9 protein-coding genes are annotated in these 9,434 nt (G+C 55.5%); 2 read left to right on the top strand and 7 right to left on the bottom strand.

The genetic code is table 11. The features are described 5' to 3' along the window. Positions 1-425: 425 nt before the first annotated feature. Both K1558_RS31890 and K1558_RS31885 read right to left on the bottom strand, forming a co-directional pair. Positions 426-701, bottom strand: coding sequence for a DUF6171 family protein (locus K1558_RS31890; RefSeq protein WP_238656020.1), 276 nt, complete (start codon positions 699-701; stop codon positions 426-428). A gap of 10 nt (positions 702-711) precedes the next feature. Next, positions 712-2,205, bottom strand: coding sequence for an alpha-N-arabinofuranosidase (locus K1558_RS31885; protein WP_238656018.1), 1,494 nt, complete (start codon positions 2,203-2,205; stop codon positions 712-714). Positions 2,206-2,393: 188 nt separating this feature from the next. Here K1558_RS31885 and K1558_RS31880 point away from each other — a divergent pair, with 188 nt between their 5' ends. Then, positions 2,394-2,807: a peptide deformylase gene (locus tag K1558_RS31880; RefSeq protein WP_238656016.1), complete on the top strand. Its 414-nt coding sequence runs from the start codon at positions 2,394-2,396 to the stop codon at positions 2,805-2,807. A 120-nt stretch (positions 2,808-2,927) separates the two neighbouring features. Here the strand turns inward: K1558_RS31880 and K1558_RS31875 are convergent, their stop codons facing one another. From K1558_RS31875 to K1558_RS31860, 4 genes are all read right to left on the bottom strand, one after another. Further along, on the bottom strand, positions 2,928-3,869 hold the full coding sequence (locus tag K1558_RS31875; RefSeq protein ID WP_238656014.1) for a 5'-3' exonuclease: 942 nt from the start codon (positions 3,867-3,869) through the stop codon (positions 2,928-2,930). A 44-nt stretch (positions 3,870-3,913) separates the two neighbouring features. Then, on the bottom strand, positions 3,914-4,279 hold the full coding sequence (locus K1558_RS31870) for an arsenate reductase family protein (protein ID WP_238656012.1): 366 nt from the start codon (positions 4,277-4,279) through the stop codon (positions 3,914-3,916). Positions 4,280-4,675: 396 nt separating this feature from the next. Beyond that, the gene (locus tag K1558_RS31865) at positions 4,676-5,659 is read right to left on the bottom strand and encodes an RluA family pseudouridine synthase (protein WP_238656010.1); all 984 of its coding nucleotides are present in this window, start codon (positions 5,657-5,659) and stop codon (positions 4,676-4,678) included. Continuing rightward, positions 5,656-6,222: a cob(I)yrinic acid a,c-diamide adenosyltransferase gene (locus tag K1558_RS31860; RefSeq protein WP_238656008.1), complete on the bottom strand. Its 567-nt coding sequence runs from the start codon at positions 6,220-6,222 to the stop codon at positions 5,656-5,658. The genes K1558_RS31865 and K1558_RS31860 overlap by 4 nt, the downstream gene beginning before the upstream one ends. 263 nt (positions 6,223-6,485) lie before the next feature. Here K1558_RS31860 and K1558_RS31855 point away from each other — a divergent pair, with 263 nt between their 5' ends. Then, complete coding sequence (locus K1558_RS31855; RefSeq protein WP_238656006.1) at positions 6,486-8,561, top strand: methyl-accepting chemotaxis protein; 2,076 nt, start codon at positions 6,486-6,488, stop codon at positions 8,559-8,561. A gap of 109 nt (positions 8,562-8,670) precedes the next feature. Here K1558_RS31855 and K1558_RS31850 read toward each other — a convergent pair whose 3' ends face one another. After that, positions 8,671-9,261: a phosphotransferase enzyme family protein gene (locus tag K1558_RS31850; RefSeq protein WP_274529239.1), complete on the bottom strand. Its 591-nt coding sequence runs from the start codon at positions 9,259-9,261 to the stop codon at positions 8,671-8,673. Between the last annotated feature and the right edge of the window lie 173 nt (positions 9,262-9,434).

Genomic DNA, 9,434 nt, shown 5'->3' with positions numbered 1-9,434 from the left:
TCCTCCTCCTATATCTAGTCTACATTTTTGTGGGGGAGGACTCCAACTTCTTTAGGGGGCTGTGGAGTCATTTACTCAACTAACCCACTTTCCGCCGCATCAGTGGGATTTATCCCTTACACTCCCTCATCCAACCCACTTCCCGCCGCACCAGTGGGATGTATCCCCTTTACTTTCCCACCTTTATCACCTTTCCCTATCTACAGATTACCTTCGCACCTTTGCCTCACCTGCGCACTTTCTTTACACTCCTTCCCCCTTCTGTCTTCCTCCCCTTCCTCTCTCCCCCACAACGCAAAAAGCACCTCCACCCGCCGCATTGTGCAGGTTGGAGGTGCTATCTGTGATCGTACAGTCTCTTACGGCAAGAACAGCTTCTACCCTATCTGTTTCGCCTAGCCCTTGCCGCCGTCAGGCGCGGACCGTCATTCCGCCACCGGCTGCCACTTGCCGCCGCCCGGCAGCGGACAGCTGCGGGCCTTCAGCCGGGCGACCACGGGGATGATACAGCCGCAGGCCGTGCAGGTCACGCCATCCTGCAGCTTGGGGCAGGCCGCGCAGATCGCCAGCCGCTCGGCGTAGACCTCGTCGGAAGCCGAATTGCCGGGATTGAACATGGAGGAGGCCAGAATCCGGGCAATCTGTGCCTCCGTCACCTTGTACTCCTCCCGGCATCCCTTGCAGGTTGAAGTGGTTGTCATCCTGGGCGCCTTATGCCTTAGGAGTGATTTCCAGAACGGTCACCGACATTGGAGGCAGCTCTACAGTCAGCTTATCCCCTTCAAGCTTGAAGGCGCTGAATGCTTGCGGTTGTACTGCTTCCGGCTGTTCAAACGTGTTGTGGGCATCGATCGAAGCGCCAGCCAGCGTAGTTCCGCTAACTTCAGCCTGGCCAGCCAGTCCGCGCAGCTCCAGAGGCAGGGTTGCCGATGCGGCATGGTTCAGGTTGCACAAGCTGACATGGATTACGCCTTCTGCGTTAACAGAAGCGGATGCAGATACTTCAGGAATCTCTACTCCTTCGTAGCTGTATACCGGGCTATCCACGGTCAGATCGAGCAGTTCCGCATCCTGGTGAACCTTGTACATGTTGAATACATGGTAGGTTGGCGTCAGGAGCATTTTCTCGCCTTCGGTCAGGATGACAGCCTGCAGCACGTTCACGGTCTGGGCAATGTTCGCCATCCGCACACGGTCGCTGTGCTTGTGGAAGATATTCAGCGTCAAGCCGGCCACCAGCGCATCGCGGATCGTGTTCTGCTGGTAGAGGAAGCCAGGGTTCGTACCCGGCTCAACATCGTACCAGGTGCCCCACTCGTCAACGATCAGGCCGACTCTTTTCTCAGGATCGTACTTGTCCATAATGGCGATATGGCGGGTCACCAGCTCATCCATGAACAGGGCCTTCTTCAGAGTCGTGAAGTATTCATTAGTCTCAAAGCCTGTAGCCGCACCCTTGTGATTCCAGTCCGAAGTAGGCAGAGTGTAATAGTGCAGAGTAATCGAATCCATGAATCGAGTGGCTTCGCGCATCAGCACTTCAGTCCAGTTATAGTCATCGGCATTCGCACCGCAGGCGATCCGGTGGATCTTGTTGTCGCCGTAGTTACGCACATATGTCTGATATTGACGGTACAGGTCAGCATAATACTCAGGACGCATATTACCGCCGCAGCCCCAGTTCTCATTGCCCACGCCAAAATACTTCACGCTCCAGGCCTCTTCCTGGCCGTTCTTCTGACGCAGCTCTGCCATTGGCGAAACTCCGTTGAAGGTCAAATATTCCACCCATTCAGACATCTCCTGAACGGTTCCGCTACCAACGTTACCGTTGATGTACGGCTCGCAGCCCAGCATCTCGCAGAGCAGCATGAATTCATGCGTACCGAAGTGGTTGTTCTCTACTGCACCGCCCCAGTGGGTGTTAATCATCCGTTTGCGCTCTTCGCTCGGGCCGATGCCGTCTTTCCAGTGGTATTCATCGGCGAAGCAGCCGCCCGGCCAGCGCAATACCGGAATCTGCATTTCCTTAAGCGCTTCCACTACGTCGTTGCGGATACCCTTGGTGTTCGGGATAGGGGAGTCTTCTCCAACCCAGATGCCTTCATAGATACAGCGTCCCAGATGCTCGGCGAAATGTCCGTAGATGTTGCGGTCAATCTTACCTTTGCGGATGTCGGTGTTCAGTACAATACGTTCTGCCATTGGAAGTTAACGCTCCTCTTTAAGTTAATATATTTGTTAATCATTTAATACTTATATTAATATTATAGTCAGGCGACCTCCCGTTCGTCAATCCTTATCTTCCGCCGGACACCTCCCCTTCACATTTACTCTTCTCCGGCAAAAATGATATGATGAACGCACCAATACAACACACAATGGAGAATACGATGATTAGACCTATTAACAAAGACATCACGCTGCTCAGCCAAAAATCCGAACCGGCAACGGAAAAGGATCTGCCAGTGTTATTGGATCTGGTAGAGACCCTGAACGCCAACTCCGACCGCTGCGTCGGCATGGCTGCCAACATGATCGGCGTCAACAAGCGGATCATCGCCATCCGCATCCAGCAGCAGCTGACTATTCCCATGATCAATCCGGTGATTACCAAACGCGCCCGCCCCTACGACACGGAGGAAGGCTGCCTGTCGCTTGAAGGCGTGCGCCCTGCGAAGCGCTATGACTCCATTGAAGTAGAGTACTTCGACTATTCCTTCAAGAAGCACCGGGACAGCTTTACCGGATTCGCCGCACAGGTCATTCAGCATGAGATCGATCATTGCGACGGAATTATTATCTAAAAAAGAAGCAGCCGGCAGTTTATGATCTATACGGTTACGCCAAACTGCGCCCGCGCCAAAAACCCCCTTACGCAGCTTTTTGCGAAGGGGGTTTTCCGGTTCTTTTGCCAAATATACGGTTTAGCCTAAATCTCCAAGCTCAATCTGTACAATGCCCCGGTCATCCTGCGCCTCAGCAATCCCGCCGATCAGATGCAGCAGACTGCCGAACTCCAGCTCCTGGAATTTGCGGGCGGCTGTATCGCGCTGCAATGCCCAGAGACATTCGGCCAGCTCACAGACTACCGGCACATCGCAGCGGATCTCCGCCAGCTCGCGGGAGAGGTGCAGCATATCAAGATCCGCTTCAATCTTGGCGCGCACGCCCTTGGGCAGCAGGTGCAGGTTCTCGATCACGCCTTCCACTGTACCGTATTCGGTCAGCAGCTTCGTGGCTGTCTTCTCCCCGATCCCCTTCACGCCGGGATAATTGTCGCTGGTGTCGCCCATGAAGCCCTTCAGGTCGATCACCTGCGCAGGCGTAAGTCCCCGTTCCGCAAGCAGCTCAGCGGGGTCGTAGACCTTGTAGTTGGAGCGGCCTTTTTTCATAATCACGACCTTGACGCTGTCATTCACCAGCTGCAGCATATCGTGGTCGCCGGTAAGAATATAGACCTCCGATTCCCCGCTGTAGCAGGAGGCCAGAGTGCCGATACAGTCATCCGCCTCATAGCCGGCCAAGCCAATGTTCGGTACGCCCAGCTCGGCGACAACCTCCTTCACCAGATCGAACTGCGGGATCAGCTCCAGCGGCGCGTCGATACGGTTCGATTTGTAGCCGTCATACTTCTCCGTACGGAAGGTGCCCTTGCCCATATCCCAGCAGCAGACGACATGTGTAGGCTCGAATGTGCTGACCGCATCGAAGAAATACTGCAAGAATCCGTACACCGCATTCGTCGGCAGCCCGTCGCGGGTCTTGCGGATATATCCTCCATAAGAGGTAGCATAAAAAGCGCGGAACAGCAGAGCCATTCCATCGACAATCATAACCCGGCTCTTCGTTTCTGTACCTGTGCTCATGTGAACCTCTCCTTGTCATTCATATATAATTGGGCCCAGAGCGCTTAGGCGCGGCCCCATACTTCTTCATACTGTCCGGCCTGAAAACCAACCGTAACCTGCTTGCCGTCGGTGACAACCGGACGCTTGATCAGCATCCCGTTCCCGGACAGCAGCGCAAGCTGCTCGTCCTCACTGAGGTCCGCCAGCTTATCCTTGAGGCCAAGCTCTCTATAGACCTCACCGCTCGTATTAAAAAACTTCTTCAGCGGCAGCCCGCTGTGCTTCACCAGCTCGCGCAGCTCCTCTACCGTGGGCGGCTGCTCGGCGATATGCTGGAGCGTAAGCTCATGCCCCTGCTCCTTCAGCCATTTCACTGCGCTGCGGCAGGTGCTGCATTTCGGATATTGATATACCTTCAGGTTGCTCATTGGCTCCTCCTTGAACTATAAAGTGCACAGTGATGCTGGTTATAGTGGCTGTCACTGCCGGTCAATTCGTTGACTGGGTCTTCTGTATCGCGCCGGCTATTGGCCGACCAACATTAGTAAGTGGAAATTGTACAACTAATCCTTACCAAATCGGCTCGCCGTCAGAATTAGTTGGATTTCCGGCACTTGAATCGTGAACAAGCGTTACTTTCTGGAGTATGTGTCAATAGTAATTGTACTTTTTCCACTTGCTTGCCTCGAAGACATTATATAGCTGAAAATAAGTGCAGCCTGGCACTTATTAACCTGCTGATTCGCTCCAGCGGTAGCAGCCGGGTGACTATTAGCTGTCAGAGCATGGAAAATGCAGCATACTGCGACAGATGGCAGCTGCGGTCAGGACATGCCCGGCGCTTCCCCTGCCATCTGCCGGAGCTTCTCCTCCAGCCGCGCCAGATCCGGCGGCAGCGGCGCCTCAAACACCAGGCCGGCCCCGCTGACCGGGTGCCGGAGGGTCAGCCGCGCCGCATGCAGCGCCTGGCGCGGCACCAGCCCGTCCAGCTCGGCAATCCCCGCGAGCTGCACCGACCCCGGCTGCCCATATAGCGGGTGACGGTACATGCCGTCACCGATCAGCGGGCAGCCGATGGAGCCCATGTGCACCCTGATCTGGTGGGTGCGCCCGGTCTCCAGCTTCAGCTCTACGCGCGAAGCTGCCCCGCCATAGACCTCCTTGACCTCGTACCGGGTCAGGGAGGGATAGCCCGCCGGCGTCACGATCCGCCGGTGCGGCTCCAGCGGGTCGCGGTCGATTGGACCGTCGATATCGCCGCTGGGCAGAGCGGGCACGCCGTGCACGAACGCGGTATACCGCTTGTCCACCGTGCCGGCGATCATCTGCTCGGAGATCAGCTGATGGCTGTACGGGTCCTTGGCGATGACCAGCACCCCGGAGGTCTCCTGGTCCAGCCGGTGGACGGGGCGGAAGCGGATGCGCTCGCCCTTCTCCGCCCAGTAATGGACGACTCCGTTCGCCAGCGTCTCGGTATAATGGCCATGGGTCGGATGAACAATCATCCCCGCAGCCTTGTTCACCACGAGCAGGTGCCCGTCCTCGTAGAGAATCTCGAAGGGGATCGGCTGGGGCAGAATGTCCTCTGACGTCTCCTCCTCCATGCGGATCTGTACCAGATCCCCGCTGCTGACCTTGACACTGATATAGACGCGCTCGCCGTTAAGGGTAATGCCCAGGTCGGTCAGTTTGAGCTTAGACAGCAGCTTGCGGGAGACCTCCATCCGCTTCTGCAGGATGGTCTTCAGCAGCCAGCCGTCTTCGGACGGCGGCACAGTATAGGAGATGGGCGGATAATAGCTGGTCATTTGTTGCGGAACACCTTTTTGCTGCGCACATATTCTACGTCAGCAATGTTCAGCCGGGTATTGGCGGCACGGGCCAGCGCGAAGAAATAATCCGACAGCCGGTTCAGGTAGATGACCGCCTCCGGGTTGACTTCCGCACTCCTTGCCAGCGTCACTGCCCGGCGCTCGGCGCGGCGGCAGACCGTCCGGCAGACATGCAGCACCGAAGACAGCTGGCTGCCTCCCGGCAGAATGAAGCGCTCCAGCACCGGATTCTCCGCCTGCAGCGCGTCGATCCAGCCTTCCAGGCGCACGGCCATCTCGCTCTTGACCTTATACCGGTTCTCGCTCAGCTTCACGAACGCCAGATCTGAGCCGCAATCGAATAACTCATGCTGAATCTCCAGCAGCTGCTCGCGCACATCAGCGAACCGCTCGTCCTCCATCAGGCTCCGGGCCTGGCCGACGAAGCAGTTCAGCTCGTCAATGGTGCCGTAAGCCTCGACGCGGACATCGTCCTTGCCCACCCGGCCGCCGATGACCGAGGTCTCTCCCTGATCCCCGGTACGCGTATAGATCGCCATCGTCTTTCACCCTCCTATTGAAACAAATCACATAATATCAGTGTAATCGTTCTTAAGTATGTAGGCAAACAAAGTTGATCTGTTCCAGCCTGTAAATATGCCCCAGAAACCCCGCAGGCCCCTCCTTCAGTCCAGAATAGTCACTGCTATCCAACGACATTTTTTTATTTTTTTCGACAAAAGACTACAACCAATGCTGCTTTCCAGCCGATGATATTCAATATACCTACAAATAGCTTCACACTCTTAATGGGGGGATTATCATGGCCAATGTTATCCGCAAGGGAATTTCCAGGTTCCGGTTCAAAAGCATTCGTATGAGAACATTTGCATTCATCCTGCCCATCTTTCTGATCACACTCGTGCTGGTCGCTCTGTTGTCGTACATGTATTCCAAAAGCATTATCCAGCGCGAGGTTACGCAAAAAATGAATTTGCAGATATCGGATATTTCTAACGAAATCAGCGGAAACCTAAGTGTTCACAGCAAGGTTCCCGAGGTTCTGGCCCGGACGCTGGAGAGTCACGCCGCTGAATTCACACTGGATCAATACCGGACGATGCTGTCCAGTGCGCTGAAGGCCAATTCGGATACATATGGTGCCGGCATTTATTTTGAACCCGGACGGTACGACAGCAGGCTGAAATACTTCTCCACCTATGCCCACCGTGACGGAGACAAGATTGTGACTACTGAGGAGTACAATGATCCCGGATATAATTATCACGGGCAGGCTTGGTACACCATCGGCAAGGAGCATGCAGGGTTTACCGATCCGTTCTATGACACGATTACAGGGACGACAATGGCTACGTTCTCTGTCCCTTTCCGGGATAGCGCGAATACCTTGCTGGGTGTAATGGCTGGAGATATCGATCTGAAGACGCTGCAGAGCAGAATTGAACAGACCAAGGTTGGACAGACCGGATGGGCCTTCCTGCTGGACAGGCAGGGCAATTACATTGCCGGACCGGATACGACGAAGAATATGCAGCTCAAAATTACCGCCGAGCCCAATGCCAGTCTGGCTGCAGCGGGGAGCGAAATGCTCCGGCAGAATCAGGGGATGGTAACCTATGCTGATTCCGGCGGCACCATTCAGATGTACTATGAAAAGCTGCCGGATACCGGCTGGACCGTTGGCCTCGCCATGCCGGAACAGGAGCTGTATGCGCCGCTAAAGGGACTGCTCCGGTCCATCCTGCTGGTCAGTCTCGCCGGTCTTGTGCTGACCGTTGCAGCCGTATATTTGTACAGCCGCTATATTACCCGCAAGCTGACCCGTGTCAATGAGATCTCCCAGCGGATGGCGGACGGAGACTTTACCGGTAAGCTTCCAGTGGACAGCGGAGATGAGTTCGGCAATATGGCCGGACATCTGAACCAGATGATGGCGAATCTGGGCAGGCTCCTGGGAACCATTGCCGACCATTCACTGCAGGTGGCTTCAACCTCGGAGGAGCTAATGTCGAGTGCGAACCAGACCAATCATACAACGGAGGCGATTGTAGAGAATATTCAGGATCTGGCAGCCGGAGCAGACCATCAGCTAGAGGCTACCCAAGAGTCTGCAAGGGCGATGGAGGAGATGGCGGCCGGGGTGCAGCGGATCGCGGAGGCCTCCATGGATACCGCCGCCGCGGCCGGACGGGCCGCAGGCCAGGCGCAGAACGGGCATTCCATCATTACGGAGGCGGTGGACCGGATGGAAGAGATGGAACGGACCGCCGCAGATGCCTCCGGCCAGATTGCATCCCTGAACACCCAATCCGAGCAGATCGGCAATATCATCGGACTGATCAAAGGGATCAGCGACCAGACCGGCATGCTGGCCTTGAATGCGGCGATTGAGGCAGCCAGAGCGGGCGAATACGGACGGGGCTTCTCCGTGGTCGCCGGCGAGGTGAAGAAGCTGTCGGAGCAGACGGCACAAGCCGCCGGCCATATCAGCACCCTGATTCTCGAAATTCAGCAAGGCAACCGGGCAGCCTCAGCTGCGGTGCTGGCGAATGCCACTGCCGTGCAGGAAGGCTCGCGGATGGTTGGCGAGGCCGGGCGTCTGTTCACGGATATTCTCAGCGGCATTGGCGAGATCAACACCCAGGTTCATGAGATGTCTGCTTCCTCGGAGCAGCTGCTGGCCGGCACAGAGGAACTAACCTCTTCGGTGGCTCAGATGGCGGAAGTAGCCCGGCAGGCCGCAGAGCGTTCGCAGAGCGCCGCCGCTGCCTCCGAGGAGCAGCTTGCTTCCATGGAGGAGGTGGCGGCTGCCTCAACCGGGCTGGCGAAGATGGCCGACGGGCTGCAGCAGGCCGTGGCAGCGTTCAAGGTAAACTAAGCGGGAAGCAGCTTTAACCCCCTGACATGTCTGCAGAGATACACAGGGGGTTATTGGTATGCAGCCTGGAGCCGGAACAGACTCGGACTGATCCGGACTGGCAATACACTCAGGTTATATTGAATCCCAGGCACGGCCCTCCCGCTTCAAGACTCTGCCTCATCTGGGCGAGGTAAGACGTTTGTGCTTCGTTCAGCATACCAGGCTCTGAATATATGGAATGATAGGTATAAGAGAAGAGATGGCGGTAATCGATGAAATAGTTGATCCGATCCACAGAGGCTATACGGGGATTTACACCATGGTATCCTTTCATAAATGCTTCAAAAAATGCAAGCACAGCCTTTCTTCTGCCTGCTCCTTCAGGTATAGTCTGCGCCATGTGATAGACCGTAATGGCAATATCATAATCATACCAGTGATATTCTGAATCCCCAAAATCGATTACGGTTAGCCTGCCGTTATCCAGCAGGAAATTATGCGCATGAAGATCCCCATGAATCAGTCCAAATTCTTCTTTTGTGGCGGATAGCAGCTTCAAATCTCTTTGGTAACCCCTCCATTTTTCAGATAAAAAAGAGTCTGCTCTAAGCAAGTTCTGCCGGAACAGGGTATGCTCCTGCCAATGCGGTCGCGGATAAACAGCCTTGTAGCTCTGAGCACAGAGATGCAGCTTCCCCATCGCTTCCCCCCATCGCATGAACTCCGCATGCCTCAAGATAACTCAGCCATTCCAGCTCCGAGAGTATATGCTCTCTGGGGGTTACGGTGTGATCCAATATTTTGACCACGATTGGATTTCCTGGAGCACGCTCAATCTCAAATACATTGTCTGAATACCCTCCAAGCAGCTTAACGGCTTCAGGCGGACGG

The organism is Paenibacillus piscarius (assembly GCF_022234545.1).
GTDB lineage: Bacteria > Bacillota > Bacilli > Paenibacillales > Paenibacillaceae > Paenibacillus_AQ > Paenibacillus_AQ piscarius.
Note: the sequence above shows the minus strand (reverse complement) of the source record. Positions and strands in the feature narration are given on the sequence as shown.